We start from the raw sequence: 26584 nt of genomic DNA, 5'->3' as shown, positions 1-26584 counted from the left end.
CTACATCGCTTAGAAAGAGTAAATAGCGGCAATCAAGAATGAAGATTGATTGCTGGTAAAAGCTCCATCACCGTCGTTATAGGGCTCTATGTCATTCCCCCAAGTATCCAAACGAACCTCTGGTTTAATGATAAGATTGTCTTTGGTAAAGCTTCCAGTCAACGTCAGTCCAAGAACAGGAGAGTCATCTTCAACAGCATCATCGGTAAATGTCATGTATTCACCACGAAGTCCAATTGCAAAATTATCAGATGTGGTCAGTTGTGGGTAAATTGCCGCACCATAGAAACCAGTTCCAGTCTCCGAGTTGTCGTTATATGCTGCATTTATTCCAAAGAAAAAATCCTCGGTTACATCAAAGCCACCGGTATAATCAATTTCAAAACCAAGACCACCACTCTTTCCGCTATCGTAGTAAAGGTTTAAGAATTGATCGTAAAACCCTAGCTGACCACCTAAAGAATACTCACCAGAGTCACTGATGTCGTTGGTATCCCAAGGATTCATTACTGCAAGCATTAAGCTTACATCATCAGATAAAGCAAAATCTGCTTTTAAGCCCAAATGCGAAAATGGTCCATTTGAAAATAAGTAAGAAACACTATAGTTGAAATTTGCTTGTGGAGCGATTACTTCATACCCCAAAAAGGTATTGAAACGACCCATAGTCAATGTAGTGCTTTCGGAAACATTCCAGTAAACATATGCTTGGTTGATAATACCATTAAGTACGTCGTTATTAAAAGTAGCTTCGGTACCTCTTGGTCCAAAAACCAAATCGACCACAACACCTGTATCCCCCATATCGTAAGTACCTATCAAATTGGCCATACCTAATGCAAAACCTGTTTGATTTGCAAATGATGTAAAGGAGGCTGTTGTGGCTTCGCCTCCATCTTTTGTGGTAGTTCTGTAATAAGCATCAACAGAACCACTCAAAGTGAACTTTGATTCTTCTTCCTCCTGCGCAGAGACAGAGAAAGTTACCATTGAAATCATGGCGATAGCCAAAAATTTTACGAAATTTGTATTTATAATCGTTTTCATATCATAATCGTTTAAAGATTGTCCTTTTAGCTAAGGACAGTTAGTTGTATAAATGTGAGTTTGATTGAAAAGGTTATTAGACGGAGCGTTTGGCAGAACGCTCCGTTCCTTTTTTGCAATCTTGTTGTGAGTTTGAAAGACTTGTTTTTTATTTATCTTGAGAAATGTGTTCTGGGTAGGCTTCCACACCATGTTCGTGCATATCCAAACCTTCAACTTCCTCTTTTTCGGATACTCTCAATCCAATAGTTTTCTTCAATATGAAAAGCACTATAAAGGATGCTACAGCTGCCCAAACAATGTAGGCCAATGATCCATAGGTCTGTACCCAAAGTAGTTTTCCGCTACCACCGTAGAATAATCCACCGTCCAGTGCAAAAAGGCCGATAAGTACAGTTCCTAGGAATCCGCAAACTCCGTGAACGGAAATGGCACCTACTGGGTCGTCAATTTTAAGTTTTTTATCGATAAATTCAATGGACACCACCACTACGATACCGCATAGTAGACCAATGGCTAGGGCTCCCCAAGCGTTTACGGAACCACATCCGGCGGTAATACCTACCAAACCGGCCAAAGCACCATTCAAAGTCATTGAAATATCTGCTTTACCATATCTGGCCCAAGTAAAGAATAGGGCTCCAATAGCACCGATGGCGGCAGCAAGGTTCGTGTTAATGATAACGCTTGTAGCTCCGATGGTATCGTCACCACCCCAAGCCAATTGGGAACCACCGTTAAATCCGAACCATCCCAACCAAAGGATGAATACACCCAATGCTCCAAAAGCCATGTTGTGACCAGGGATTGCCTGAGCTTTTCCGTCTACGTATTTACCAATTCTTGGTCCTACCAAAATGGCAGCTACCAACGCAGCGGCGCCTCCTACGGCATGTACTACGGAAGAACCGGCAAAATCAACAAATCCTGCGGTGTTCAACCAAGCATCGTCATCAAATGGCCAATACCAGCTACCCGAAATTGGGTAAATCAACGTGGTAAGGATAGCAGAAAAAATCAAATAGGTTGAAAATTTGGTTCTACCTGCAATTGCTCCAGATACAATGGTTGCAGCTGTGGCGCAGAATACGGTTTGGAAAAACAGGTTGTACCAATCATCTGCACTAAAAAAGAAGTATCCTTGGTCCGATGGACTTGATCTAAAAAATCCTCCACCAACTAGGTCGCTTCCGTACATGATTGCATAACCCACTGCCCAGAACATGACCGAACCTACGGCCAAATCCATTACGTTTTTCATAATAATATTACCAGTGTTCTTGCTTCGGGTAAAACCTATTTCCAGTAATGTGAACCCTGCCTGCATAAAAAAGACCAAAATGGCCGCAAGGGTAATCCACAATGCACCCATGTCGCCAGTAATGGCTTCCACGGCTTTATCTATCGCTTCTTGTTCTTGAATAATCATAATCTAAGTTTTTAAGTTTTTTGGCTATTAATGTTAGTTGATTCCGGCGCTTCCGCTTTCCTTGGTCCTGATCCTGTAGGCCTCGATCATATCAGAGACGAAAATTTTTCCATCACCAACATTGCCTGTACTGGCTGTGTCCAATAATACATTCACGGTTTTTTCCAGAAAGTCATCGCTAACTACGATAACCAAATACCTTCGCTGTATATCGCTTGTGCTATACGATATGCCACGATAAACATGTCCTTGTTTCTCATTTCCAACTCCGGTTACATCCCAGTAACTAAAGAAGTTGACCTCAATTTGATGCAGCGCTTTTTTGACCTCATCAAATTTGGATTTTCTAATAATTGCCTCGACTTTTTTCATAATTAAGTAGTTAATTGATGAGTCAAATATATAGGAATTCAATCGAGACTATAAAAAATAGGAGGGTAGTTGGAGTATTTTTATGGGTATAAGAAAAATACCCCTACAATTTTAGGGGTATTTAATTTTATATTAAGTTTTGTTGGGTATTTGTTGATTTAATATTAAGATTGAATGATTTTTGGTCAATTTTTCTCAATATAAAGTGTAAAAAACAATGCAAATGTTTAGTTTTTAACAAATTTTAACTATAAAAACGCAATTTGTAACTATTAAATGTGTTTGGCGATCCACAATCCTAAAATAACGGCAAGAACACCGATGCCAATACTGGAAAGCATGTAAATGGCTAAATTGAGTAAATCACCATTCTTTAAAAAAGAGTGCTTCTCAAAAGCAAATGCAGAAAATGTAGTAAACCCACCGCAAAATCCTGTGGCAAGAAAGAGTGTGTTATTGTAGGAAAGTATATTGCCTTTTGCGGAAAGGCCTAAAAAAAGACCAATTAAAAGGCAACCAACCATGTTGACAAAAAAAGTGCCTAAGAAAAAATTTTGGAAAAGGGGGTTAAGTGGTTTGGAGATCATAAAGCGTAGAACGCTTCCCAATCCTCCGCCCAAAAAAACAAGAAAGGCCTGTTTCATGCCTTAAAGGTACAAACTAAACCGCTTCTTTGTATTCGGTTTTTACAACCTCTCGGGGGAAAAATTTGGTAGTTGAAGTTTCGGAAATCCGTCGAATAGGTTTTGTAAATCTTTCCTTTGCTCCATTAACACTGAAAATCAATAGAATGGCATTGATAGCAAGCAAAATAAAAAGAACACTAAAGAATACAGTCATCTAGGTTAGGTGCTAAATTAATGTTAAACAAAAGTACGGTTTTTCCTATAAGAACGAAATCTAGACCTTACTATTGTTGTGAAAAGAGTGATTTTTGTGGTAACCACAATTTAATCGTTAATTTTTGAGGAAGTGTTTAATTAGAAATAGAATAATTATAAAAGTTATGAAGGAAATCAATATCCAAATAACACCTTTATAATTCTTTTTGTGTAGTTTTTTATCTTTTCGATAGGAAAACGAGATAATAACCACAAAGGCAATGAAGAATAAGGCTGCAAAAATTATCTGTCCTGTACTGAACATATTTCATATTTTTATGCAAAGCTAAATCAAATAAGTGTAATGGAACGTAAAATAAAAGCTGTGGAGCTCTTCCACAATTCTTTTGGTCTAGGAGTATCAAAAAAGCCAAAGGCGAATCTTGGAAAAGATAAAAACAATCTTCGTTTTAATTTGATGGATGAGGAGAACCGGGAGTATTTGGAAGCAGCCAATAATGATGATTTAGTGGAGGTCGCGGATGCCCTTGGAGATATGCTTTATATTTTGTGCGGAACCATACTTGAACACGGTATGCAATATAAGATTGAAGAAGTTTTTGAAGAAATTCAGCGTAGCAATATGAGTAAATTGGGCGCTGATGGAAAACCCATTTACCGTGAAGATGGAAAAGTGCTAAAGGGACCAAATTATTTTAAACCGGACATACAAACTATTATAGATAAATAAAAAAAGGCGCCATTTGGCACCTTTTATGTTTTTGCTAGATGACCTGGTGCCGCCATCCAAATTTATCCTCTGCTCGGTTGTATTGAATATCCGTGATTCTTTGCTTTAATAAAGAAGCATAGCTTTCTTCCAAATCTGGCAGGTCGTAATCCTTCCCATGGTATCCAAAACCTGAAATCGGAGAAACCACTGCAGCGGTTCCTGCTCCAAACATTTCTTTTAGAGAACCATTTTCTGCGGCTTCTACCAATTCGTGAACCGATATTTTGCGTACTTCGGTTTCGATGCCTTCATCTTTGGCAATATCCAAAATACTTTTTCTAGTAATTCCATCCAATATACGGTCGCTTGTAGGCGCTGTCATTAAAGTATCGTTGATTCGAACAAATACATTCATGGCGCCGGCCTCTTCAATAAATTCGTGGGTATTGTCGTCCGTCCAGATTACTTGTTGGTATCCCTTTTCAGCTGCTAATTGCGTTGGGTAAAATTGTCCGGCGTAATTACCACCTGCTTTTGCATAACCAACACCGCCATTTGCAGCTCTGGAATAAGTTTCTTCTATCAATACTTTTACCTTTCCGGAAAAATATGCCCCGGAAGGTGCGCAGGCAATTATGAATTTATATTCATCAGCAGGAGAAGCATGAAAACCGTTTCCTGAGGCAAATACAAAAGGTCTTATGTATAAGGAACTGCCGGGGTTTTGAGGAATCCAATCACTTTCCAATTGAATAAGTGTATTGAGACCATCCATAAAGTAGGATTCTGGTATTTCAGGAATGGCCAATCTTTGGGCAGACTTGTTCAATCTTTTAAAATTTTCCAAGGGCCTAAAGAGCCATACTTTTCCGTTTTCGTCCTTATATGCCTTCATTCCTTCAAAAATGGATTGTCCATAATGAAATATTTTTGCTGAAGGATCTAAGGTGATAGGTTGGTAGGGAACCACTTTTGGAGATTTCCATTCTCCATCCTTATAGTCGCAGACCAGCATGTGGTCGGAATAAACACTTCCGAAGGAAAGATTGTCAAAATCCACATCTTCGATTTTGGAGGATTTAGCTTTCTCCACAGCTATTTTGTTAGCCATTGTTTCCATATCACTTACATTTACAGTGTTAAAATTAGCTATTTATTGTTAGTTTTGGATGTTTCGTCAACCTAAATGTTATACTTAATCTACAATCATTTAAATGTTATCAAAAATGAGAATTTTTAACACTTTTACTGCTGTTTTTTTACTGGGTATTCTACTTGTTTCCTGCAAACAGGAAACCATTCAAGGCGATTATTTTGGAGAAGAATTTGAAGTTTCTGGAAAAGCTTCAAAAACATCCGCTCCTTTTGACCAAATTTCAGGCAAGGATTCCTTACAGACCCAAATTGTGGGTGAAATCAAGGAAGTTTGCCAGTCCAAAGGTTGTTGGATGAAGGTGCAATTGGAATCCAACGACGAGGTTTTTGTTCGTTTTAAGGATTATGGTTTTTTTGTTCCCAAAGATGCTGCAGGTAAAAAAGTGGTGATGAACGGTGCTGCTTTCTTGGAAGAAATGTCGGTTGATGACCAAAGGCATTATGCCGAGGATGAAGGAGCTTCCGAAGATGAATTGGCCCAAATTACCGCTCCGAAAAAAACCTTAAGGTTCGAAGCGGACGGGGTTTTGATCGCCAGTCAACCTTGAAGCGAAGAATAATTACAACTGGTGATGGTTCCAAAACCATCCAAATAGAGGATTGGGACGAACAGTACCATTCCAAACACGGTGCTGTCCAGGAAGCCTATCATGTTTTTATTGAACATGGTTTGAGACTGTTTCAAAATAAAAAAATAAATCTTTTGGAAATAGGTTTCGGAACCGGCTTAAATGCATTTATCACTTTATTGGAAGCCCCCAAGCAACAATTAAGCATTGATTATGTGGGTATTGAAGCGTTTCCGGTTTCTAAGGAAGAAGTGGAGGCGTTGGATTATTGCCAACAATTGGATGCCAGTAATAATAGAGAAGCTTTTCAAAGAATGCATGGCTCCCCTTGGGAAGAAACTACATCAATTACCCCTGATTTTTCACTTTTGAAACAAAAAAAGGACTTTAAGGAGATTGAAGAAGAAAACTTGTTCAACCTCATTTATTTTGATGCATTTGGGGCACGAGTCCAACCAGAGCTTTGGACCGAGGAGATATTTTTAAAGATGTACCATGCTTTAAAAAAAGGTGGTATCCTAGTCACGTATGCAGCAAAAGGCAGTGTGCGCAGGGCTATGCAAGCGGTTGGATTTACAGTGGAACGATTGCCCGGCCCGCCTGGTAAACGGGAAATGCTTAGGGCCATAAAAAGCTAGGAATTGCTAAACTTCTGTTAAGGTTCAGTTCTTTTGCGGTCATAAATTGTTTTAAAGTTTAAACAAATATGTTAAACCTAAATTAAGGTCTGATCAACAGTCGATTAAACCTATAAATTTGTATAAAATGATAGTATGAAGGTGTTGATAACAGGAGCTACGGGATTAGTTGGGCAGGCCATAGTGAAGGTGCTGCATCAAAAGGGTATACCTGTAAATTATTTGACCACGAGCAAAGAAAAGATTACTTCCACAGAAAATTTTCAAGGTTTTTATTGGAACCCTTCTAAAGAGGAGATAGACTTGGATTGTTTTGATAATGTTCAGGCTGTTATAAATTTGGCTGGAACCAATATCGCAAAACGCTGGACACCGGACCATAGAAGAAAAGTGCTTTCGAGTCGAATCAATAGCTTGCGAACCTTGAAAAAAGGATTGGAACAATCCAAAAACAAGGAGGTTGAATGTCTTGTTTCTGCATCTGCCATAGGAATATACCCGAATTCCATTAGTGAATATTATGACGAAAACGAGACAAAAGTCGATGATGGTTTCTTGGGTGAAGTAGTTCAAAAATGGGAAGCCGAAGCTAATACTTTTGAAAAATTGAACATTGATGTAGCTAAAATTAGAATTGGATTGGTGTTGTCCAAAGATGGAGGAGCTTTACCAAAAATGGCTATGCCGATTAAAAATTTTGTTGGTGCTCCCCTAGGTAGTGGGGAACAATGGCAATCTTGGATTCATATTGATGATTTGGCGCAAATGTTTGTTTTTGCGGTAGAAAACAATCTTAAGGGCGTCTATAATGGTGTAGCCTCAAACCCAGTAACCAATACCAAGATGACCAAGGAACTTGCAAAAATTTTGGAAAGGCCTTTATGGTTGCCCAATGTGCCAGCTTTTCTTCTAAAAACTTTTTTGGGTAAAATGTCCACTCTTGTTTTAGCAAGCCAACGGGTGAGTAGTAAAAAAATTGAAGAAGAAGGTTTTTCTTTTCAATATGTAAATATTTGCCAAGCTTTAAAAAGTTTATTTGCTCCGCAGGAAAATGGAGTCCCAGCATCTGTTGAAGCATAGGAATTGGATTTTTCATGACGTTTTTTATCAATAAAGACCGCTTAGGCGGCTTTTTTTATGTTTTGCGGTGACATTTTGACATTTTAATACAATTGGCAGTACTTTTGCCATTTCAAATCGGAATAAAACATTAGAACATGAGCAATAAAAGTAAGGTTGAGGAAATGGAAGATGAGCCTAACAAAGGGCAAACAGAAGAGAGTACTGAGCTGAACGATGATAATATAGAGGCTAACGAAGCAAAAGAAAGCAGGGAAGATATCTCAGAAGAGGAGAAGCTTCGTGAAGATTTAGCAAAGGAAAAAGAAAAGTTTCTTAGGCTCTTTGCCGAGTTTGAAAACTATAAGCGCAGGACTTCAAAAGAACGTATGGATTTGTTCAAAACTGCAGGACAAGAAGTCATGGTGGCCTTGTTGCCAATCATGGACGATTTTGATCGCGCTCTAAAAGAGCTTTCCAAATCAGAGGATAAGGAAATGTTCAAGGGAGTTGAACTCATCAGTAATAAATTTAAGGAAACCTTGAAGAACAAAGGTTTGGAACAAGTTGAGGCCAATCCAGGTGATACGTTTGATGCTGAAGTGCACGATGCCATTACCCAGATACCTGCGCCGGACAAAAAAATGAAAGGGAAAATTATTGATGTGGTGGAAAAAGGATTCAAACTTGGAGACCGCATCATAAGACATCCAAAAGTTGTTGTTGGAAACTAAAACTGTATGAAGGAGGATTATTACGAAATATTAGGAGTCTCCAAAGGAGCTTCAGCCGCAGAAATAAAAAAGGCCTATAGAAAAAAGGCCATCGAATTCCACCCGGATAAAAACCCCGGTGATGCCAAGGCAGAGGAGATGTTCAAAAAATCTGCCGAAGCTTATGAGGTGTTGGGAAATCCAGACAAGAAAGCAAAATACGACCAATTTGGTCACGCAGCTTTCGATGGAAGTGGTGGTTTTGGCGGCGGAGGTATGAACATGGATGATATCTTCAGTCAATTTGGTGATATTTTTGGTGGCGCCTTTGGCGGCGGCGGTGGATTCAGTGGATTTGGCGGATTTGGTGGCGGACAGCGCAGAGCCAAAGGAAGCAATCTTCGTATCCGTGTTAAGCTAACGCTGGAAGAAGTAGCGAATGGGGTTGAAAAGAAGGTTAAGGTAAGACGTAAGCTGCAAGCCGATGGAGTTACCTATAAAACTTGCCCTACATGTAACGGCACCGGACAAATCACAAAAATAACCAATACCATTTTGGGTAGGATGCAGACTGCAACTACCTGTACAACTTGTGGAGGTGCTGGACAGGCCATTGATAAAAAACCTGCTGGTGCCGATGCCCAAGGGCTTAAGGTAGAGGAGGAGACCGTGTCCATAAAAATACCACCAGGTGTAGAAGATGGTATGCAGCTAAAAGTAACAGGCAAGGGTAATGATGCTCCTGGAAATGGTATTGCAGGCGATTTGCTAGTGGCCATTGAAACCCTTGAGCATGATACCTTGAAGCGTGAAGGGGATAATTTACATTATGATTTGTACATAAGTATGCCCGAAGCTGTTTTGGGCAGTTCCAAAGAAATTGATGCCATTGGCGGAAAAGTCCGTATAAAACTGGAACCAGGTCTTCAGTCTGGAAAGATTTTGAGACTTCGAGGTAAAGGAATCAATAGCCTTAACGGTTATGGTGCAGGGGATTTATTGGTGCATGTGAATGTATGGACACCAAAGAATATAAATAAGGAGCAGAAGGAATTTTTTGAGCGTATGCAGGACGATGAGAACTTTATTCCACGTCCCGAAAAATCGGATAAATCCTTTTTTGAGAAGGTAAAAGACATGTTCTCTTAAGAATTAAAACCTTCTGTTTAAATAAAAAACGTATATTTGAAACTGATGTTGGGTGACCGATATCTAATTTTCTTTTTCATAGCAATTTTTTTCCCATCCTTGATTTTTTTAAGGGTGGGTTTTTGTTTTTATAGGAAATGCAGGTATTCTGCAAATACATATCTTTGAAAAAATAATTTACATGGATCATATCCTTGTTGCCAAAAATGTGACCAAAACTTATGGGGACTTCACAGCACTGAGCAACATATCACTTCAAATTCCAAAGAATTGCATATACGGACTTTTGGGTCCCAATGGAGCAGGTAAAACCTCATTTATCAGAATCATCAACCAAATTACCCACCAAGACTCTGGCGAAATTTTCCTCAATGGAGAGCCTTTGGCTCCGAAGCATATTGCCTCAATAGGATATTTACCGGAGGAAAGGGGGCTGTACAAAAGTATGAAGGTGGGTGAGCAAGCATTGTATTTGGCACAATTGAAGGGATTGTCCAAAACCGAAGCCAAAACACGACTCAAATACTGGTTTGATCGCCTTGATATTGGTGATTGGTGGGATAAGAAAATCCAAGAGCTCTCTAAAGGAATGGCACAGAAGATTCAATTTATCGTTACCGTGCTGCACGAACCAAGATTGCTGATTTTTGATGAGCCATTCAGTGGTTTTGATCCTATAAATGCCAACATCATCAAGGACGAGATTCTTCAGTTGAAGGAAAATGGGACATCTATTATTTTTTCCACCCACCGTATGGAGTCTGTTGAAGAACTTTGTGAGTATATAGCCTTGATCCATAAGTCGGAAAAAATACTGGATGGTAAATTATCAGAAATCAAAAAAGCATATAAGAACAATATTTTTAATGTCGGGCTTCAAGTAGAGGAAGATGCTCAGGGCTTAATACAATCCTTAAAGCAAAAGTTCAATATTCTTTCTTCGGAAATGGATGAGATGGAACATCAACTACATTTTAAAGTACAGTTGCCAACATCGCACACGGGTGATATTTTAGAAGAACTTTCTAAAATGGCAAACATCAACAGGTTCGAGGAAACCATACCTTCGGCCAATGATATTTTTATACAAACCGTAAATAGCAAGGACAATGGCGAGTAAACTTGGGTTGATCATAAAACGGGAATATTTGGCCAAGGTGCGCAACCGCTCCTTTATTGTTATGACTATTTTAAGTCCACTTTTGATTGTGGGCATGATTGTACTTATTGCCTATTTGGCCAAGGTGAATGATGATGAGACAAGGGTTGTTTCGGTTTTAAATGAAAGTGCCTTCTTTCAAACAGAGTTCAATCCGTCCAAGAATATATCCTATGTACACCTTGACGATTTAACTCTAGAGCAAGCTAAAGATTCAACCGATTCTTTAGAGTATTATGGATTGCTCTACATCCCAAATGGAACAACGGTGGAAGAGGTGGCGAATGCTACTTACCTTTTTACAAAGGACAACCCAAACACCTCGGTGACCCAAAAACTTGAGAGTTTATTCCAAAAAAAATTACGACAGGATCGTTTGCAGAAGTTAGGGGTGTCTCCGCAACAATTTTCCAATATTGAAAAACCTTTTGAAATCAATCTTTCAACTTTTAAAGGAGAAAAAAGTATGAAAGGTGTCAACGAAATTAAAGCTATCATTGGTGGAGGGTTTGGATATGCTATTATGATGTTCATTATAATTTATGGTGGCTTTGTAATGCGTAGTGTTATCGAGGAAAAAACCAGTAGAATTATAGAGGTGATCATATCGTCGGTGAAACCATTTCAATTGATGCTCGGAAAAATTATTGGCAACTCCTTGGCGGGAATCACGCAATTTTCCATTTGGATCGTTTCTGCATCTGCACTAATGTTTTTGGCAGTTTTGATTTTTGGAATAGACCTGACCACACTTTCTACCGATTCTGCTATGCCCCCGGGCCCAATGGGAGGGATGTCCCAATTGGGAACTATGGACAGTGAAATGATGATGTATGCAAAAGAGATTTATGATATACCTTGGGTTTTGCTTATTGTTTCTTTCTTCATTTATTTTATTCTCGGATATCTTATTTATAGTTCTATTTACGCAGCAATTGGAGCTGCAGTTGATAATGAGACCGATACACAGCAATTTATTTTCCCTATTATCTTACCTTTAATGTTGGCTATATATGTGGGATTCTTTTCCGTATTTAGTAATCCGCATGGTCCCATTGCAGTTGGGTTCTCACTATTTCCATTGACATCGCCGATTGTTATGTTGATGCGATTGCCAGGAGGAATTGGTGAAGGTGGAGTACCTTTATGGCAATTTTTGTCGTCTGTTTTCTTTTTGATCATCACCTTTTTTGGTATTGTATCATTGGCGGCCAAAATTTATAGGACAGGTATCTTAATGTACGGTAAAAAGCCTACCTACAAAGAATTGATAAAATGGTTGCGATATTAGAATAGTATGCAAGAAGAGGCAGAGGATATAAAGGAAATTATAAAAGAAGATGTTTGGGGGTCCATAAAGGATTTTTTAGATCTTGGGTTCCATATTGGCCAAGGTGAAAAATCAATTCATCTTACCATCGGGTTATTGTTGCTTTTAACTTTTACCCTTATAGCTACAAAGTTTGTGCTTAAATGGTTGAGGCACCTTCTTACTCGAAAAATGCAACAGGAGGACAAACAGAAGTTTTCCAGTGTGTTTAAGTTTACGAATTACGTTATATACCTGGTTGCTTTACTGGTTACCTTAAGTGCGGCAGGGGTGGACATTACATTGGTTATTACCGCTTCCGCAGCCCTTTTTGTTGGTTTAGGTTTGGCATTGCAGGAGTTGTTCAAGGATGTTCTTGGGGGAATTTTTATTATTGTTGACAAATCACTCCAGGTTGGCGATGTAGTAGAGGTTGATGGTAAAGTAGGTAAGGTTTTCGAAATTAAGCTTCGTACCACTCGGGCCATAACCCGCGATGATAAAGTTCTTATCCTTCCCAATCATAAGTTTATAAGTGACATTGTTTATAATTACACCCAAAACCATAGGACAACTCGGGAAAAGGTAAGTGTTGGCGTTGCATATGGTAGTGATGTTGACTTGGTGACCAAGATTTTACAAGATGTAGCGGCCCATCAGCGACAAGTGCTCAAGAATCCAAAACCATTTGTGCTGTTTGAAGATTTTGGGGACTCTGCCTTGATTTTTTCCATTTATTTTTTCACCAACGACACTTTTAGGGATCCTAGGATAAAAAGTGAAATGCGTTATAAGATCAATGCCCAGTTTAAGGAGAACAACGTTAGTATACCGTTCCCACAACGCGATATACATATTATTCAGCCAAAACAATAGAAAGATATAAAAACTTCAGTTCACCATATTGCAATCTGGAAGTGGTTCACTTTCGTTGTAATACTTTGCAGCCCTAATCTATGGGCTCAGAGCACCGATATTTTTAGAGTGGAATATCTCAATATCCCTGAAAACGATACTGGTATAAAAACGCAGCGGTATAAGACGCTTTTGAATCTGCCTATAAAACTTAATGAAAAGCAGGACTATCTCATTACCGGAGTGGAATATAACCGGTTTGATATGGGGTATTCTGCAAATTTACCGTTTGATAAAAGCGAACTGATTCGGTTTCATATAATCGATTTAAACGTAGGGCTTATTACCAAATGGAACGAAAATTGGAACTTGGTGACCATCCTTACTCCACGAATGGCATCTAACTTTGTAAGTGGCTCGGTTACCGATGACTTTTTCATGAATGCCACTGCCACCCTATGGAAAGAGCGTCCCGATGCGGACAAACCGTATCGGATTGTGTTGGGATTAACCTATAATAGTACAACTGGATTACCAGTGCCGTTACCTTTGGTAAATTATTACAGAAAGTTTCATCCTAATTGGTCATTTACATTTGGGATACCAAAATCTAGTTTGAGGTATTACATTACCGAAAAGCATTCCTTGGAAATGGCACTATTATTGGATGGATACTTTATAAATCTTCAAAACGATATTCTATTGGAAGATGGTCAAGTGGCTTCAAAGATATCATTGACATCCTTATTGGGTACTTTGGTATATCAATACAATATCTCTAAACGGATGTCGCTTTTTGCGATGGTGGGTAGAACCGTAGTCCAAGAGGGAATATTAAGAAATGATGAACAGGGGAAGGTTTATTTGTTGAATGATGAGTCAAATCTTTATATTAGAACAGGTTTCAAAATTGGAATTTTTTAAAAAGTAGCATATGTCTAAAATTTTGGTAATAGAGGATGAATCGGCAATTAGAAGAGTATTGGTGAAAATATTGGCTGAAGAGAACGATAGCTATAATGTTGCTGAGGCCGAGGATGGACGTGCAGGAATCGATCAAATTAAAAAAGAAGATTTTGACCTTGTACTCTGTGATATCAAAATGCCTAAAATGGATGGTGTCGAAGTTTTGGAGGCTGCCAAAAAAATAAAACCAGAAATCCCCTTTATTATGATTTCCGGCCATGGTGATTTGGACACTGCTGTCAATACTATGAGGTTAGGGGCATATGATTATATTTCCAAGCCACCGGATTTAAATCGATTGCTCACCACCGTTCGTAATGCTTTGGACCGAAAGGAGCTAGCCGTTGAGAACAAAGTACTCAAGAAAAAAATCTCCAAGAATTATGAAATGATTGGGGAAAGCAAGGAAATCGGAGCCATAAAAGATATGATCGAAAAAGTGGCACCTACAGATGCCAGAGTGTTAATAACCGGTTCCAATGGTACAGGTAAAGAGCTTGTGGCCCACTGGGTGCATCAAAAAAGCCCACGTTCATCATCTCCGTTTGTTGAGGTAAATTGCGCCGCGATTCCATCAGAGTTAATAGAAAGTGAATTGTTTGGACACGTAAAAGGTGCGTTTACATCGGCCGTAAAAGATAGAGCAGGTAAGTTTGAGGCTGCCAATAAAGGAACCATATTTTTGGACGAGATAGGGGATATGAGCTTGTCCGCCCAAGCCAAAGTTTTGCGTGCCCTTCAGGAGAACAAAATTAGCCGGGTCGGCTCCGATAAGGATATAAAGGTGGATGTTCGAGTGCTTGCCGCGACCAACAAGGATTTAAAAAAGGAAATAGAAGAAGGTAAATTCCGGGAAGACCTTTACCATCGTTTAGCTGTAATTTTAATAAAGGTTCCTGCGCTCAATGATAGACGTGATGATATTCCTTTACTGATAGAACATTTCTCAAAAAAAATCGCATCGGAACAAGGAACCGGACAAAAAAGTTTTTCCAAAAAAGCTATTGAATTGCTCAAAAGCTACGATTGGACAGGAAATGTTCGTGAGCTCCGAAACGTGGTGGAGCGTTTGATCATATTGGGTGGCAAGGAAGTATCTGAAGAGGATGTGAAGCTATTTGCCGTTAAGTAGGCTAATTGCAATCCTTTAGATTCTGAAGTGCTTCTTCGGTAAGGGTTTTTACACGTTGGTGATATTCCTTTTTATGTTGTGAAAGTTCGGTATTCAACAATATCAAACGAGATTCTTCATAAATATTTGTGATAAACCGACGTGCATCTTTGCAGTCTACATCGGAAACTACTTTTTCCAATGAAGATTCAAAACCCAATAAGCATTGGTGTACCTGCTTTTTAACGGTGGAACCATGGGTCAATAACATACCATCCTTAAAGTCCACGACATCTGTTGTGTTCAGAACCAAAACGTTACTCCCATATTCGCTGGATGTTTGCTGTTCAAATTCTTTAAGAACATTAATGCCTATAATTGTTGTCTCCAATGCTTTATGCAGATTTATTTTGGATTTTTTAAAAGCACTGGATGTCGTGGCCGATTTTAAGTGTAAAAGTGTATTTTCCAAACTTTCAATTGCACCCTCGCAACCACAGTCCAAAAAATTCTCCCTAGTCTTCTCAATACCATTCAATGCCTTGTAAGCATGATATTTGGACATGTTTAAATCCTCGGCCAGGACAGCATCTTGAATTTTACTCTTAATATATTCTAAATTTGAACTTGCATATTGGCAAGCATTGGCTGGAGTTGTAAACGAAGTCATCAGCAATAGGCCAATCAAGCCAATAGCGAAGACTATTAGTAGGATAATCTGTCTGCTTTTCATAACGCTTTTTAGATTTGGGACGCTGCGTCACTGATTTCCATAAAGTTACATTTTCACCGTTTCGCCGGACAAATAGATCGATTAAATAACCATCTTTGGGTACAAGCGGTCAAAGTATCGATGAAATACACTTTTAAAATCCTAGTTGAAGTAGTAATCAAAAAGAATTATATTCATTCCCATGAAAAAAGTCAAAACAGAAGAATATAGGGTAACAGGTAATGTCCAGCTTTCCGAATTAAGTACCCATGAGGACTTTGGTGTATCTAACAAAGAGCTGAAAAAGGAACTTAAAAATATCCGGAAGGACTTGGGGGAATTCCAAGATACGCTCTATGCCCATGGAAAGTACGGAGTATTGGTTTGTTTACAAGGAATTGATACCGCAGGAAAGGATAGTTTAATCCGGGAAGTTTTTAAAGATTTTAATGTTAGGGGAGTGGTGGTGCATAGTTTCAAGGTACCATCGACCAAGGAAAAAAAACACGACTACCTTTGGCGTCATTACATTGCTTTGCCCGAAAGAGGAAAGTTTTCAGTGTTCAATAGAACACATTATGAAAACGTTTTGGTTACCAAAGTACATCCTGAATATATTTTGGCAGAAAATATTCCTCAAGTAGAAAGTGTATATGATATTGATGATGAGTTTTGGGAAAAACGATACCAACAAATCAATGATTTTGAAAAACACATTGCCGAGAACGGCACCATAATATTTAAGTTTTTCTTACATCTTTCCAAGGAAGAACAGCGACAGCGTTTACTTCGGAGAATTCGGTTAAAGCAGAAGAATTGGAAGTTTTCTCCAGGAGACTTGGAGGAAAGAAAGCTTTGGCATAAATACGAAGCCGGTTACGAAGAAGCTCTGAAAAAGACCTCCAAAGACCACGCACCCTGGTTTGTGATTCCAGCAGACAACAAAAATGCAGCAAGGGTCATCGTGGCATCCATAATGATGGAAGCGTTAAAAAAGTACAAAGATATCGAGGAACCTGAGTTGGACGACGAAATAAAAGCTAATTTAGAAACCTTTAAACAAGAACTGGAAAAAGAAACCACATGAGAACCTTCCTACTTTTGGCCTTTTTGTTGGTCAGTACCCCTTTTTTTGCTCAGACCGAGGATGAAAAACAGATTAAAGCGATTTATGATGAAGCCTTAACTAATGGCAAAGCCTATGATTGGCTTAATTATCTATCTAATCAAATTGGGGGACGTCTCTCAGGATCCGTGCAAGCTCAACAAGCCGTTGAGTATACTAAGGCACAACTGGACTCATTGGGATTGGACAAGGTTTGGCTTCAGCCAGTTATGGTGCCAAAGTGGGTTAGGGGTATCCCGGAATTTGCCTATTTTGAGACCAAACCCGGGCTAACAACCAATGTGCCTATCTGTGCTCTTGGGGGGTCTGTGGCAACTCCGGATGGTGGATTAAAGGCCAGTGTTATTGAAGTTAAAGGGATTGAAGACCTTGAAAAATTGGGAAGGGATAAAATTGCAGGTAAAATTGTTTTTTACAACCGACCCATGGACCCAACATTGATCAATACTTTTTCAGCATACTCAGGCTGTGTGGACCAGCGTTATTCAGGTGCTGCCGAAGCGGCAAAATATGGCGCCTTGGGTGTTATTGTACGTTCCATGAACCTTCGTTTGGATGATTATCCCCATACTGGTTCCATGGGATATGGCGATACACCGGTAAACCAACGGATACCAGCCGCTGCCATCAGTACTAATGGAGCTGAACTGCTGAGTACTACCCTTAAATTAAATCCTGATGCCAAGTTTTACTTCAAACAAAACTGCAAACAGTTGGAAGATGTTCAATCCTATAACGTGATTGGCGAAATAACTGGAAGTACCTATCCCAACGAGATTATGGTTGTCGGAGGTCATTTGGATTCTTGGGATTTGGGAGATGGTTCCCATGATGATGGAGCTGGTTGTGTGCAGAGCATGGATGTTTTAAGGTTGCTTAAAGAAACAGGATATAAGCCAAAACGCACTTTGCGAGTGGTTCTGTTTATGAATGAAGAAAACGGAATGAGAGGAGGTAATAAGTATGCCGAGGTCGCTAGAAATAAGAATGAAGAGCATGTATTTGCTTTGGAAAGTGATTCAGGAGGATTTACCCCTCGCGGTTTCTCTATTGATGCTAGTACAGAAAATGTAAAACAGATTCAAGGATGGCGTGATTTATTTGAGCCTTATTTGATTCATATGTTTTATGAAGGTGGAAGTGGAGCCGATATTGGTCCATTGAAAGAAGATGGAATGGTATTGGCCGGATTGCGACCTGATACACAGCGTTATTTTGACCATCACCATGCTGAAAACGATACTTTTGAGCATGTGAACAAAAGGGAATTGGAGCTGGGAGCGGCCACTATGGCAAGTTTGGTCTATCTTATTGATAAATATGGAACCATCCCGACCAAAAAAATTAAGGGTTAAATAAAGCGCACCAAAATAAAATTAAGCCTTGCTAGCTTTTCTCATTCGCTTAGGACCATACCAAAGCCAAAATCCTGTAATGGTAAAAATCAAAAGGGAAACACCCATTACCGTGGTATAGACTAGTTTAATATAGCCATCCGTTCCAAAATAATCATCGACGATAGAACCATCGTGGACATTTTCCAGAAAATCCGATTTTCTTTGGCCAATGGAAAGAACATTACCAGTTGCACCATCCAGTTGGACTTCATAAAAGGAATCTACAAAAATAAACTTCATGGAACCTTTCTCTTTTCTTAGGTCGATTCGGTCAATCTCGAGGGAAAGTTCAGGAGATACTTTATTGTGCAGGGTGTTACAGGCAATCGAATGAAGACTATCAATAGGAAGCCACTCTTTTAACTCTGCTGTGGTTCCTTGCTGTGTTTTTGGGAGAATATATCCGTTAGAGTTCTTTTTCCAGCCCAGGATGAGACCGGATACAGATATGAAAAAGAAAAATATAAATAATAATGCCCCTGTGGTTCTGTGTACTTTTCGAAATATACGTAATACTTTGGCCTGCTTCTTCCTTTTGCCCATTCCTGCCTGTTAAAAAACCTAAAGATCATTAAAATTTATGGAAGGGTACTAGGCATTTACTCTTGAATTTTAAGAGCATGTTCGTATTTAACATAAATTTTAGAATATGAAAGATGGTCAGTTATCGGAACTTACCAAACCTTGATCAACTTCCTGCTAAAGCAGTTCCGAAAACACCAACGGCCAATTCTGCCCAAACAAGAAGAAACGAAATCACTATGGCTACGATCGCAATAATTTTATTATTGAAAGATTTTGCTTTTCGAGCTACAAAATCAATAGCGAAACCCAGGGCCAATAATAATCCTCCGGCTACCAAAAAATCGAATAAAGACCAATTTACTTCAGATGAGAATTGCATGGCCGTAAATGGAATTGAAAGCAATACCAAAACTAATGATAGGATTATAAGGTACCTTTTACTAATTGACATAGAAATGGACTTTAATCTACACTAAATTAAAATATAAAAGGTTTCATTTAACAGGATTAGTGAAAAAATCCACAAAATTTTACTTCGGTAAACTGCCTATTCTGTTTTATAGAGTTTGGGTCCGTTGATTCCTTTTTCCAAAAATATAGCTTTATTTATCTCAAAATGCATTTCGGACATTTGGTTGAGATACTCTTTCAAAGGTGGTAGACCAATCTTTTTTCTTCTTTGATTTACATTGATACTATCCTCCAGAGTTTTTGGAAAAGCTTGACAAACTTCCCAATTGTAATCTACTTGGGTACCATAAACCTGTGGTTGACCCTTATTTAATCTTACTGGTCTAATTCGGCCATCCGTTTCAATTCGTCGGCCAATTCTTGGTTGAATACCACTTTTTTTTCGGTTCGGTTCACTTCAGGACTTTTGTTTTTGCAGCCCATAACAAAGCAAAGAATGAATGTGGTGTAAGCAATTCTCATATTATAATATTAATCGATAAGATTATGAATTGCATTATCGGTCAAGTGCCCAACATTGGCCGTTATTTTTTCAATATCCCAGTTCCACCAAGCTAATTCCAAAAGCTTGGTAATGGTTTCATCCGGAAAACGTTTTTTGATTTCCTTTGCGGGATTGCCCCCTACAATGGAATAGGGCTCTACATCTTTTATAACGGTGGAGTTGGTTGCAATAATAGCGCCGTCCCCAATAGTTACCCCTGCCATAATGGTAGCGTTGTAGCCAATCCAAACATCGTTACCTATGGTAATGTTACCTTTTTGGGGATAGGTTTTTCCCTCCATTGCTTTTTCCCAGCCGTTTCCAAATATGGAGAACGGGTAGGTAGACAAGCTATCGGTCAGGTGGTTGGCACCGTTCATTATAAATTTAACGTCGGAGGCAATCATACAGAACTTACCGATGATCAGTTTGTCGCCTACAAAATCAAAAAGGTATTTTACGTTCTTTTCAAAATTTTCTACGTTCTCAAAATCATCATAGTATGTATAATCCCCAACAATGATGTTGGGGTTTTTGACGATGTTTTTAAGGAAACAGAGTCTGTTATAATGTTCCAGCGGGAATTTTTCGTCTTTATTAGGTCCTGTCATTTAATTTAAAATTTTATTGCTTCAAATTACCCACAACATTTTTTGGAAAGATGTTACACATTAACTCCGAAAAGATAACCCACGAATGCAGATAATCCCATTGCAATTGTTCCCCAAATGGTTATTCGGATAATAGCTTTTCCAATACTTGAGCCACCTGTCTTTGCAGATGTTGCACCTAAAATAATTAGAAAAAGTATGGTAAATCCATAGAGCCAATATTCCATTCCTTTTACTGGGATAAAAAGCACAACCAATAATGGTAGTAGTCCACCTACGGTAAATGCTGCTCCGGATGCCAAGGCCGCTTGAATCGGGTTTGCTTTACTCATTTCATTGATGCCCAGCTCGTCTCGCATGTGGGTCCCCAATGCATCGGCAGCGGTTAATTCCTTGGCTACCTGTATGGCAGTTTCATGTTTTAGCCCTCTTTGCTCATAGATTTGCGTTAGAATATCTAATTCTTCTTCAGGCATTTCTTCCAGTTCTTTTTTTTCCCGTTCAATATCGGCCTTTTCAATATCGGTTTGAGAACTGACGGAAACATACTCACCGGCGGCCATTGATAATGCTCCTGCCACCAGTCCTGCCACAGTTGCCAGAACTATGGGTTCTTTTGTTGTACTTGCAGCGGCTACACCAATTGCAAGACTCGAAATAGAAATAATACCATCGTTGGCACCAAGAACGGCCGCTCTTAACCAATTGCTCCGATGGATATAATGGGGATCTAAGTAATTTTCTATTGTGACTTTTTCCTTTTCCATTCGTTCTTTTGATTTAAAGTTAGGTAGCCAAAATTTACCAAAATTTAAGCAGTCAATACATATTTGCTATGGTCAATTTAATTGCATTTCAATCTTTTGGTTCGGCAAAGTTGCCGTTTATGATAAACTTTAATCATGGATGACGCGTTTTAACTTGCTATTTTATTCTACATCCAACCAAAGCTTTGGTTTTATCCTATGTTTCAATACGTCAAATCCAAGATCAAAACTTGTTTCAAAATGCTGGGAAACTCAACTCTACTAATGTTCAGCATAATGTACAGCTCTGATGGCCGTAAGACCATAGTTATCGTGTAATAATTTTACTGTCTACATTGATATTTTTTGTTAGCGTTTTTTCGTAGGTGGGCAAATGGAGATAGAGGTTTATGATTTTGGTGTTGAATTTTATTAAGCACATGTACTCTTGATCCTCAAAAGCCTTTCTGTTTTTATTAAAGAACAATTTATATTCGTTAAACGGCATATCCTTGATTTTATCATCAAAAAACTGTGATGGAAGAACCGTTTTACTGGATGGTGACGAGTAGGATAAAGAACTAACTTCAGCATTACTGTTTATTTCTAACAAATTTAAATTCATTTCCATTTCATCTTTGGCAGCGACGATATGAAAATTATTGTTTGTTAAATTACTGTACTCCAATTTTTGCAAAAGCTCTTTATCGCCTTTCAATACAATATAGTTCTCTTTATACTCAAGAATTTTTATTGTTCTATCTTCGATTCTAATCAACGAATCTCCTTTTTCTTTGTTTATCCTGTAATTTTTATACCCTGTCAAAAATTTAAACTGCAAGTCGATATACCCTTTGATCGAGCCAAATCCGAGGTTTTGAAGATAAAACATCTGATAGCTTATATTGGAGCCGCCACCTCTGGAACGTCCCAGGGAATCCATTAAAACAATCTTTTTGTTATTGGAATCTGTAAGATTATATTCGATAATTTTTGTTTTATTTCTTGGGAGTTTTTCATCCATATTTATTTTAAACGATAGGTCCATAACCTGCTGCTTTTTACTTCTTATTCCAGGAAAAGAAGATTCCAGTATGGATAACTCACATTCTATACTATCTAAGTTCTGTGCGGGGTTATTTTGACTGAATTCATCGAAATATTCAACTTTGTTCAATGTGTCTATCTCATATTTCTCAAAATATTTGTCCATGGGAAATATTGCACGATTTACTTTATAGATCATAGGTAATTGCATTTCAAGCAATTCTTCATCGGTAAATTGTTGGGAGAAGGACAGTGTAGGGACGACAAAAAAGATTAATAGTAGTTTATAATTCATACGATTATTTAATGATTACAACAGAAGGTCTTGGTTATGGTTTTGTTCTAGGGGACCTCCTAAGCCCTAACAATGGTTTTTGTGATGTTTCATTATAACTGAAGATAATGAATTTCAATTAGGAATTAAACCGATGAATTATATATCCTCTATGTCTTTTTTTTATTCAGCTTGTTTATAATTCAGGCCAGTTTTTATTCCACTTATTATCAGTAGAATTATCAATAAAAGTTGAATGGTCAATAAAACATAGTAAGCATTCCATCCATTTCCATTGCTTCCTTCAATTCCGCCACGAAAAACCTCATATTCGGCTGTAGTTGGGATTGCTCGAATAGAATTGACCAACGAAATCAGAAAGGTGAAAATCAAAATCAGAGTTAAGTCCGAAATCATAAAAATTAGATTTGCGGTCAAGTTTTTAAAATTCCGCTTCAACATTCGGATAAGGTAAACGCCAAAGAAAACTAGCGTTGTAAGTAGCACAATCAGATGAATATTCGCAATTACGTAATAAGTATCGTGAACATTAATGTCGGTTACAGATTCCAATGTAAGTCCATCAATTCCAAAAATCCAGAGTATTATGATCAGAATAAAACAAATAGTTCCGAGTATCCAAAATGTTTCTTTTTTCTTCAAATTTTTAATAAGTATTCAGTTTTTATATTTCCATTTCTACCATTTCCGCTCTTGCTCCAAATCGGATGGGTAAAATACTTGTTCCAATTCCTTTTGATATGTACATTTTCGGTTCGGATTCTTTAGACCAACCTTTTAAATATTTTCCACTTCCTTGAGGTTTAAAAGGAACAATTCCTAAAAAGGTAATCTGTCCTCCGTGAGTATGCCCAGAAAGTACTAAATCAATATTTAAATTTCCTTTTTGTTTTGTGATTATATCTCTGTGTTCAGGACAATGTGATAAAACTATATTGGTTTCAGTTTCTTCTAGATTTTCAATTGCTTTTCCAAAGTCGGCGTTTCCACCAACAAAATCGTCAATTCCAATTATTGAGATTTCTCGATTTCTAATTGAAATTGTCCTATTCTCGTTTATCAGTAATTCACAATTATTTTTAGAATAAATACTTTTAAGTTCTATGAGATTCACATTTCCCCAATATTCCCAATTTCCGGTTATCGCATATTTTTTAATCGAATTATCAATTAACTCAAGGAATTCATTCAGAGGTTTTATTTTTTCTGTTTTATCAACAGAATCTCCAGTTATAAATATTAAGTCGGGTTTTATTGCGTTGATTTTTTTTGCAATGGATTTGTGAAAATATCTTAATTGGTCAAAATGTAAATCCGAAATTTGAATGATTCTTATTTTGTTTTTTTCCGATTTTGAGATGTCAAAGTAATTCCAGTCAATCACATATTTCTCAAACCAAAGTGAGTCCAAAAGAACTAATCCAATTGAGGTTAAAATTCCTTTTTTAATAAATTTCCTTCTGGTTAAGTTTGTCATTTCTCAAATTCTGGCAACGGTTTAGCACAGACTTTAGCAATTCCGAGATTAGTTTTAGTTTGCCCTGAGCGTAGTCGAAAGATAGTCGAATCCGTCGACTTGAGGGTGGCGACTGATGTACTCCTTAAAAAATCGACATTAGTGAATAAATTGCGGTTATACATTGTTAGCCACGGTATTCAATTCTAACTGCTTTGACATTGCTATAAATTCAAAGTTTTCCTTTCCGATTTGAATTCGTGATTTCCAATTTCCATAAATCCGTTTTTTATGTAGAAATTAATCGCCCGTTCATTGCTATCAAGTACTGAAAGCCATATTTTACTAAAACCTTTTTCTTTCGCTTTCTTAAGAAGTCGGCTTTGCAATTCAAATCCGATTTTCATTGATAAAAAGTCTTTTAGTACATAGATTTTTTGCAGTTGGCAAATATTTTCATCCGCAATAAATTCTGATTTGGAATTCAATTTAAGTTTTGCATAACCAACAGGTAATCGGTTTGCAAAAGCTATCCAGAAAACATTATTTGGTTTCGAAATTCCGTTTTCAATTTTTTCAATTGAAAATGTTGAATTATAATAATTCAATAAATCTTGCTTGTCTCTAAAAAAGTGGCCGAAAGTTTCAGTAAATGTAATTCTTCCAAGAAGAGCAATAAATTGAGCATCTTCCTTATTCGCTAATCTGATTTCTATATTGTTCATTTTCCATTACGTTCTTTCTACATTGTTAGCACCAGTTTTTTTATTTTATAAGTTGAATTATTATTCCCAATATCCCGATTATCAGACACAAAGGCGAAAAGAGTTTTGTGTCCAGTTTTGCAAAGTCCGTTTTTCTCACGCTTTTAAAAAATCCGACATATTTAAATTCGCCAACTGCTCGTAAAAGGAATATTATTGGAATTATCCAACTTCCATATTTTATAATCCATTCAGGTAAATTGTATTCAATAAGTCCAGACTTAAGCACATAAAAAAATCCGAAAGCTATTAATCCAATTCCAACTATTGCACTATCAATTTTTTTCGGATTCAATACTCTTTCTCCATTTTCTTTAGTCGGTAGGGATTCCACAAATCCGAATTTTCCTCCGATTACCCAATTGAAATGAATCATTCCAAGTCCAATTAGGATTAAACTTAATAAAATTGATAAAATCATAATTTCAGTTAGGTATTTTTAAATTGGTGCCAACGGCCACGCGGCTATGGCGAGTAGTGTTGCGAGCTTGCTCGCAAAAGCTACGGGGAGCCATTGGACGCTGATTCGCTATAGCCGCATGTTGGGAAAAGGTGCAATTTTTCTTTCTGCGGGGCGAAGGCCATTGTTTTTTAAATGTGGAATAAATATAGCGAATAAGCTGTCTTACTGCGTGGCCGTTGGGAAAAAATAGCTCGGGGGGTTGTGCCGCTTGCGGTACTGGCCGAGCGGCCGAAGGCATTTTTCCCAACGGTAAGTATATGAAGCGTAGCATCCCGAAGGGTGCTATGATTTCATATACAGTGTTGTAGGTATGTTATTTATTTTAATTTCCACCACGGTTTCTTTTTTATAGGTTCACCTGAGTCTAGATAATATTTCCTGAAGCTACCTCCTTGAACTTCTCTTGTGTCAAGGTTAATTGAAAAGTCAACCCATTCATCTGCATCATTCATTGGGTCATAAGATTTGCCAATTAGAATTCTGTTTTCAATTTTTAAATCATCAATACCGTCAAATGATATTCTTGGTGATTCCCAAATTCTTCCATTTTCATTGACAAAATCGACACAGATATCATCCGATATTATCAAAGTTTGACCATAAATGATTAAATTTTTGTACCCCCCACCGAATACTTTAATGGGTTTTTGAGATTTAGGATTCATTAAATATGCTTCTCCACCTGCAACAACTAAAACTCTATCTTCCGAGAATTCATATGTGAAATTCAAATCTGTAAGTCCTAATTGAAAGTTCGCTACCCACGTTTTAATTCCATCATTAAATTCAATGACAAATCCTTCATTATAAAAGGGTTCTTCAGATTCAGAAATTGGAATATACATATCTCCATATACAGGAAGTGAATCTAATTTTTTGTGTGCGTTTGGTGGCAGAATTCCCAATTGCCATTCTTCTTCAGTAATGAAAGAATACCACTCTAATTCAATTGATGCATAATTGAACTTCCATTCAATCCAGTTGCTCTCTGAATTACGAGTAAACATTCCATCCAATTTAATTTCCTGTTTTAATTCGTCAATTTCTGTATTTGCTATTTCATTCCAACAGTCGGTTAAATCACTTGGTATTTTTTCGATTTCGTATTCTTTTCCTTCTTGTTTGTAAACTCGAAATTCCTCTTTATTAATTCCTTGTATTTTGAATCTACATTTCCCAAGAACAATCCCATTTTCATATCCTTGTTCCAAATAATCAGCTAAATAGCCCCAATCAAAAGTTGCAATGGTCAAATCACCAGCCCTCTCAAGATTTTCTAAGTGAGAATCATGAAGACTTAAGCGACTTATATTTGTTTCAATTGAGTTCATTTTAATTACCTACAACGGCCACGCGGCTATGGCGAGTAGTGTTGCGAGCTTGCTCGCATTAGCTACGGGGA

General features: G+C 37.8%; 32 protein-coding genes. 13 read left to right on the top strand and 19 right to left on the bottom strand.

What is annotated here, in order from left to right:
- Positions 1-9: 9 nt before the first annotated feature.
- From D2V08_RS13185 to D2V08_RS17610, 5 genes are all read right to left on the bottom strand, one after another.
- Positions 10-1047, bottom strand: coding sequence for an outer membrane beta-barrel protein (locus D2V08_RS13185; RefSeq protein WP_119608630.1), 1038 nt, complete (start codon positions 1045-1047; stop codon positions 10-12).
- Positions 1048-1195: 148 nt separating this feature from the next.
- Complete coding sequence (locus D2V08_RS13180) at positions 1196-2476, bottom strand: ammonium transporter (RefSeq protein WP_119608629.1); 1281 nt, start codon at positions 2474-2476, stop codon at positions 1196-1198.
- 33 nt (positions 2477-2509) lie between these two features.
- Complete coding sequence (locus D2V08_RS13175) at positions 2510-2848, bottom strand: P-II family nitrogen regulator (RefSeq protein ID WP_119608628.1); 339 nt, start codon at positions 2846-2848, stop codon at positions 2510-2512.
- A gap of 272 nt (positions 2849-3120) precedes the next feature.
- A complete protein-coding gene (gene crcB, locus D2V08_RS13170) occupies positions 3121-3492 on the bottom strand; it encodes a fluoride efflux transporter CrcB (RefSeq protein WP_119608627.1) in 372 nt (123 codons plus the stop codon).
- Positions 3493-3805: 313 nt separating this feature from the next.
- Positions 3806-3994: a hypothetical protein gene (locus tag D2V08_RS17610; protein ID WP_119608625.1), complete on the bottom strand. Its 189-nt coding sequence runs from the start codon at positions 3992-3994 to the stop codon at positions 3806-3808.
- Positions 3995-4033: 39 nt separating this feature from the next.
- On the opposite strand from D2V08_RS17610, the gene D2V08_RS13155 reads away from it, so the two are divergent.
- The gene (locus D2V08_RS13155) at positions 4034-4420 is read left to right on the top strand and encodes a pyrophosphohydrolase domain-containing protein (protein WP_119608624.1); all 387 of its coding nucleotides are present in this window, start codon (positions 4034-4036) and stop codon (positions 4418-4420) included.
- Between the two features lie 34 nt (positions 4421-4454).
- Here the strand turns inward: D2V08_RS13155 and D2V08_RS13150 are convergent, their stop codons facing one another.
- Positions 4455-5522, bottom strand: coding sequence for a branched-chain amino acid aminotransferase (locus D2V08_RS13150; RefSeq protein ID WP_182835551.1), 1068 nt, complete (start codon positions 5520-5522; stop codon positions 4455-4457).
- 106 nt (positions 5523-5628) lie between these two features.
- Between D2V08_RS13150 and D2V08_RS13145 the strand changes: the two genes are divergently transcribed.
- The 10 genes from D2V08_RS13145 (at position 5629) to D2V08_RS13100 (ending at position 15106) form a co-directional block, all read left to right on the top strand.
- Positions 5629-6105, top strand: a complete 477-nt coding sequence (locus D2V08_RS13145; protein WP_119608623.1) for a DUF4920 domain-containing protein — start codon at positions 5629-5631, stop codon at positions 6103-6105.
- On the top strand, positions 6102-6764 hold the full coding sequence (gene mnmC2 / locus D2V08_RS13140; protein ID WP_119608622.1) for a tRNA (5-methylaminomethyl-2-thiouridine)(34)-methyltransferase MnmC2: 663 nt from the start codon (positions 6102-6104) through the stop codon (positions 6762-6764). Before D2V08_RS13145 ends, mnmC2 begins: the two co-directional genes overlap by 4 nt.
- Before the next feature lie 135 nt (positions 6765-6899).
- A complete protein-coding gene (locus D2V08_RS13135) occupies positions 6900-7844 on the top strand; it encodes a TIGR01777 family oxidoreductase (protein ID WP_119608621.1) in 945 nt (314 codons plus the stop codon).
- Between the two features lie 137 nt (positions 7845-7981).
- Positions 7982-8557 (top strand): nucleotide exchange factor GrpE, encoded by a 576-nt coding sequence (locus D2V08_RS13130; RefSeq protein WP_119608620.1) that lies wholly within the window; start codon positions 7982-7984, stop codon positions 8555-8557.
- A 6-nt stretch (positions 8558-8563) separates the two neighbouring features.
- A complete protein-coding gene (dnaJ, locus tag D2V08_RS13125; protein WP_119608619.1) occupies positions 8564-9685 on the top strand; it encodes a molecular chaperone DnaJ in 1122 nt (373 codons plus the stop codon).
- A 181-nt stretch (positions 9686-9866) separates the two neighbouring features.
- Complete coding sequence (locus D2V08_RS13120; protein WP_119608618.1) at positions 9867-10805, top strand: ABC transporter ATP-binding protein; 939 nt, start codon at positions 9867-9869, stop codon at positions 10803-10805.
- Positions 10795-12135, top strand: a complete 1341-nt coding sequence (locus D2V08_RS13115) for an ABC transporter permease (protein WP_119608617.1) — start codon at positions 10795-10797, stop codon at positions 12133-12135. Before D2V08_RS13120 ends, D2V08_RS13115 begins: the two co-directional genes overlap by 11 nt.
- Before the next feature lie 6 nt (positions 12136-12141).
- Entirely contained in the window at positions 12142-13029 is an 888-nt protein-coding gene (locus D2V08_RS13110) for a mechanosensitive ion channel family protein (RefSeq protein WP_119608616.1), read from the top strand.
- Positions 13030-13137: 108 nt separating this feature from the next.
- Positions 13138-13932 carry a DUF6268 family outer membrane beta-barrel protein gene (locus tag D2V08_RS13105; RefSeq protein ID WP_245980587.1) on the top strand — a complete coding sequence of 265 codons (795 nt, stop codon included), beginning with the start codon at positions 13138-13140 and terminating at the stop codon, positions 13930-13932.
- A gap of 10 nt (positions 13933-13942) precedes the next feature.
- Complete coding sequence (locus tag D2V08_RS13100; protein WP_119608614.1) at positions 13943-15106, top strand: sigma-54-dependent transcriptional regulator; 1164 nt, start codon at positions 13943-13945, stop codon at positions 15104-15106.
- A 1-nt stretch (position 15107) separates the two neighbouring features.
- Here D2V08_RS13100 and D2V08_RS13095 read toward each other — a convergent pair whose 3' ends face one another.
- Complete coding sequence (locus D2V08_RS13095; RefSeq protein WP_147374120.1) at positions 15108-15818, bottom strand: hypothetical protein; 711 nt, start codon at positions 15816-15818, stop codon at positions 15108-15110.
- A gap of 181 nt (positions 15819-15999) precedes the next feature.
- Between D2V08_RS13095 and D2V08_RS13090 the strand changes: the two genes are divergently transcribed.
- The gene (locus tag D2V08_RS13090) at positions 16000-16884 is read left to right on the top strand and encodes a PPK2 family polyphosphate kinase (protein ID WP_119608612.1); all 885 of its coding nucleotides are present in this window, start codon (positions 16000-16002) and stop codon (positions 16882-16884) included.
- The gene (locus tag D2V08_RS13085; RefSeq protein ID WP_119608611.1) at positions 16881-18278 is read left to right on the top strand and encodes a M20/M25/M40 family metallo-hydrolase; all 1398 of its coding nucleotides are present in this window, start codon (positions 16881-16883) and stop codon (positions 18276-18278) included. Before D2V08_RS13090 ends, D2V08_RS13085 begins: the two co-directional genes overlap by 4 nt.
- A gap of 21 nt (positions 18279-18299) precedes the next feature.
- Here the strand turns inward: D2V08_RS13085 and D2V08_RS13080 are convergent, their stop codons facing one another.
- From D2V08_RS13080 to D2V08_RS13035, 12 genes are all read right to left on the bottom strand, one after another.
- Positions 18300-18863 (bottom strand): PepSY domain-containing protein, encoded by a 564-nt coding sequence (locus D2V08_RS13080; protein WP_119608610.1) that lies wholly within the window; start codon positions 18861-18863, stop codon positions 18300-18302.
- A gap of 145 nt (positions 18864-19008) precedes the next feature.
- Positions 19009-19296 carry a hypothetical protein gene (locus D2V08_RS13075; protein ID WP_119608609.1) on the bottom strand — a complete coding sequence of 96 codons (288 nt, stop codon included), beginning with the start codon at positions 19294-19296 and terminating at the stop codon, positions 19009-19011.
- A gap of 96 nt (positions 19297-19392) precedes the next feature.
- Entirely contained in the window at positions 19393-19644 is a 252-nt protein-coding gene (locus D2V08_RS17895) for a DUF6624 domain-containing protein (protein ID WP_369126650.1), read from the bottom strand.
- Complete coding sequence (locus D2V08_RS17375; protein WP_182835550.1) at positions 19632-19778, bottom strand: hypothetical protein; 147 nt, start codon at positions 19776-19778, stop codon at positions 19632-19634. Before D2V08_RS17375 ends, D2V08_RS17895 begins: the two co-directional genes overlap by 13 nt.
- Before the next feature lie 9 nt (positions 19779-19787).
- Positions 19788-20411, bottom strand: coding sequence for a CatB-related O-acetyltransferase (locus tag D2V08_RS13070; RefSeq protein ID WP_119608608.1), 624 nt, complete (start codon positions 20409-20411; stop codon positions 19788-19790).
- 53 nt (positions 20412-20464) lie between these two features.
- Positions 20465-21178: a VIT1/CCC1 transporter family protein gene (locus D2V08_RS13065; protein ID WP_119608607.1), complete on the bottom strand. Its 714-nt coding sequence runs from the start codon at positions 21176-21178 to the stop codon at positions 20465-20467.
- A 307-nt stretch (positions 21179-21485) separates the two neighbouring features.
- The gene (locus D2V08_RS13060) at positions 21486-22499 is read right to left on the bottom strand and encodes a hypothetical protein (RefSeq protein WP_119608606.1); all 1014 of its coding nucleotides are present in this window, start codon (positions 22497-22499) and stop codon (positions 21486-21488) included.
- Between the two features lie 162 nt (positions 22500-22661).
- Complete coding sequence (locus D2V08_RS13055) at positions 22662-23141, bottom strand: hypothetical protein (protein WP_119608605.1); 480 nt, start codon at positions 23139-23141, stop codon at positions 22662-22664.
- Positions 23142-23163: 22 nt separating this feature from the next.
- A complete protein-coding gene (locus tag D2V08_RS13050) occupies positions 23164-23976 on the bottom strand; it encodes a metallophosphoesterase (RefSeq protein WP_119608604.1) in 813 nt (270 codons plus the stop codon).
- Positions 23977-24179: 203 nt separating this feature from the next.
- Positions 24180-24680, bottom strand: a complete 501-nt coding sequence (locus D2V08_RS13045) for a GNAT family N-acetyltransferase (protein WP_119608603.1) — start codon at positions 24678-24680, stop codon at positions 24180-24182.
- A 40-nt stretch (positions 24681-24720) separates the two neighbouring features.
- Complete coding sequence (locus tag D2V08_RS13040) at positions 24721-25140, bottom strand: DUF3995 domain-containing protein (protein WP_119608602.1); 420 nt, start codon at positions 25138-25140, stop codon at positions 24721-24723.
- A 359-nt stretch (positions 25141-25499) separates the two neighbouring features.
- On the bottom strand, positions 25500-26513 hold the full coding sequence (locus D2V08_RS13035) for a hypothetical protein (RefSeq protein WP_119608601.1): 1014 nt from the start codon (positions 26511-26513) through the stop codon (positions 25500-25502).
- Between the last annotated feature and the right edge of the window lie 71 nt (positions 26514-26584).

It is taken from the genome of Flagellimonas lutimaris (genome assembly GCF_003581615.1).
In the GTDB taxonomy this organism is placed as follows: domain Bacteria; phylum Bacteroidota; class Bacteroidia; order Flavobacteriales; family Flavobacteriaceae; genus Flagellimonas; species Flagellimonas lutimaris.
Note: the sequence above shows the minus strand (reverse complement) of the source record. Positions and strands in the feature narration are given on the sequence as shown.

What these genes read in the sequence shown, in the direction of transcription:
- D2V08_RS13095 (WP_147374120.1), bottom strand. Translation starts at nt 15,818, where the DNA reads ATGAAAAGCAGACAGATTATCCTACTAATAGTCTTCGCTATTGGCTTG.
- D2V08_RS13085 (WP_119608611.1), top strand. Translation starts at nt 16,881, where the DNA reads ATGAGAACCTTCCTACTTTTGGCCTTTTTGTTGGTCAGTACCCCTTTT.
- D2V08_RS13060 (WP_119608606.1), bottom strand. Translation starts at nt 22,499, where the DNA reads ATGAATTATAAACTACTATTAATCTTTTTTGTCGTCCCTACACTGTCC.
- D2V08_RS13050 (WP_119608604.1), bottom strand. Translation starts at nt 23,976, where the DNA reads ATGACAAACTTAACCAGAAGGAAATTTATTAAAAAAGGAATTTTAACC.
- D2V08_RS13115 (WP_119608617.1), top strand. Translation starts at nt 10,795, where the DNA reads ATGGCGAGTAAACTTGGGTTGATCATAAAACGGGAATATTTGGCCAAG.
- D2V08_RS13180 (WP_119608629.1), bottom strand. Translation starts at nt 2,476, where the DNA reads ATGATTATTCAAGAACAAGAAGCGATAGATAAAGCCGTGGAAGCCATT.
- D2V08_RS13135 (WP_119608621.1), top strand. Translation starts at nt 6,900, where the DNA reads ATGAAGGTGTTGATAACAGGAGCTACGGGATTAGTTGGGCAGGCCATA.
- D2V08_RS17610 (WP_119608625.1), bottom strand. Translation starts at nt 3,994, where the DNA reads ATGTTCAGTACAGGACAGATAATTTTTGCAGCCTTATTCTTCATTGCC.
- D2V08_RS13080 (WP_119608610.1), bottom strand. Translation starts at nt 18,863, where the DNA reads ATGGGCAAAAGGAAGAAGCAGGCCAAAGTATTACGTATATTTCGAAAA.
- D2V08_RS13155 (WP_119608624.1), top strand. Translation starts at nt 4,034, where the DNA reads ATGGAACGTAAAATAAAAGCTGTGGAGCTCTTCCACAATTCTTTTGGT.
- D2V08_RS13075 (WP_119608609.1), bottom strand. Translation starts at nt 19,296, where the DNA reads ATGTCAATTAGTAAAAGGTACCTTATAATCCTATCATTAGTTTTGGTA.
- D2V08_RS13070 (WP_119608608.1), bottom strand. Translation starts at nt 20,411, where the DNA reads ATGACAGGACCTAATAAAGACGAAAAATTCCCGCTGGAACATTATAAC.
- crcB (WP_119608627.1), bottom strand. Translation starts at nt 3,492, where the DNA reads ATGAAACAGGCCTTTCTTGTTTTTTTGGGCGGAGGATTGGGAAGCGTT.
- D2V08_RS13110 (WP_119608616.1), top strand. Translation starts at nt 12,142, where the DNA reads ATGCAAGAAGAGGCAGAGGATATAAAGGAAATTATAAAAGAAGATGTT.
- D2V08_RS13175 (WP_119608628.1), bottom strand. Translation starts at nt 2,848, where the DNA reads ATGAAAAAAGTCGAGGCAATTATTAGAAAATCCAAATTTGATGAGGTC.
- D2V08_RS13185 (WP_119608630.1), bottom strand. Translation starts at nt 1,047, where the DNA reads ATGAAAACGATTATAAATACAAATTTCGTAAAATTTTTGGCTATCGCC.
- D2V08_RS13035 (WP_119608601.1), bottom strand. Translation starts at nt 26,513, where the DNA reads ATGAACTCAATTGAAACAAATATAAGTCGCTTAAGTCTTCATGATTCT.
- D2V08_RS13145 (WP_119608623.1), top strand. Translation starts at nt 5,629, where the DNA reads ATGAGAATTTTTAACACTTTTACTGCTGTTTTTTTACTGGGTATTCTA.
- D2V08_RS17375 (WP_182835550.1), bottom strand. Translation starts at nt 19,778, where the DNA reads ATGAGAATTGCTTACACCACATTCATTCTTTGCTTTGTTATGGGCTGC.
- D2V08_RS13065 (WP_119608607.1), bottom strand. Translation starts at nt 21,178, where the DNA reads ATGGAAAAGGAAAAAGTCACAATAGAAAATTACTTAGATCCCCATTAT.
- D2V08_RS13150 (WP_182835551.1), bottom strand. Translation starts at nt 5,522, where the DNA reads ATGGAAACAATGGCTAACAAAATAGCTGTGGAGAAAGCTAAATCCTCC.
- D2V08_RS13040 (WP_119608602.1), bottom strand. Translation starts at nt 25,140, where the DNA reads ATGATTTTATCAATTTTATTAAGTTTAATCCTAATTGGACTTGGAATG.
- dnaJ (WP_119608619.1), top strand. Translation starts at nt 8,564, where the DNA reads ATGAAGGAGGATTATTACGAAATATTAGGAGTCTCCAAAGGAGCTTCA.
- D2V08_RS13100 (WP_119608614.1), top strand. Translation starts at nt 13,943, where the DNA reads ATGTCTAAAATTTTGGTAATAGAGGATGAATCGGCAATTAGAAGAGTA.
- D2V08_RS13120 (WP_119608618.1), top strand. Translation starts at nt 9,867, where the DNA reads ATGGATCATATCCTTGTTGCCAAAAATGTGACCAAAACTTATGGGGAC.
- D2V08_RS13130 (WP_119608620.1), top strand. Translation starts at nt 7,982, where the DNA reads ATGAGCAATAAAAGTAAGGTTGAGGAAATGGAAGATGAGCCTAACAAA.
- D2V08_RS13045 (WP_119608603.1), bottom strand. Translation starts at nt 24,680, where the DNA reads ATGAACAATATAGAAATCAGATTAGCGAATAAGGAAGATGCTCAATTT.
- D2V08_RS13090 (WP_119608612.1), top strand. Translation starts at nt 16,000, where the DNA reads ATGAAAAAAGTCAAAACAGAAGAATATAGGGTAACAGGTAATGTCCAG.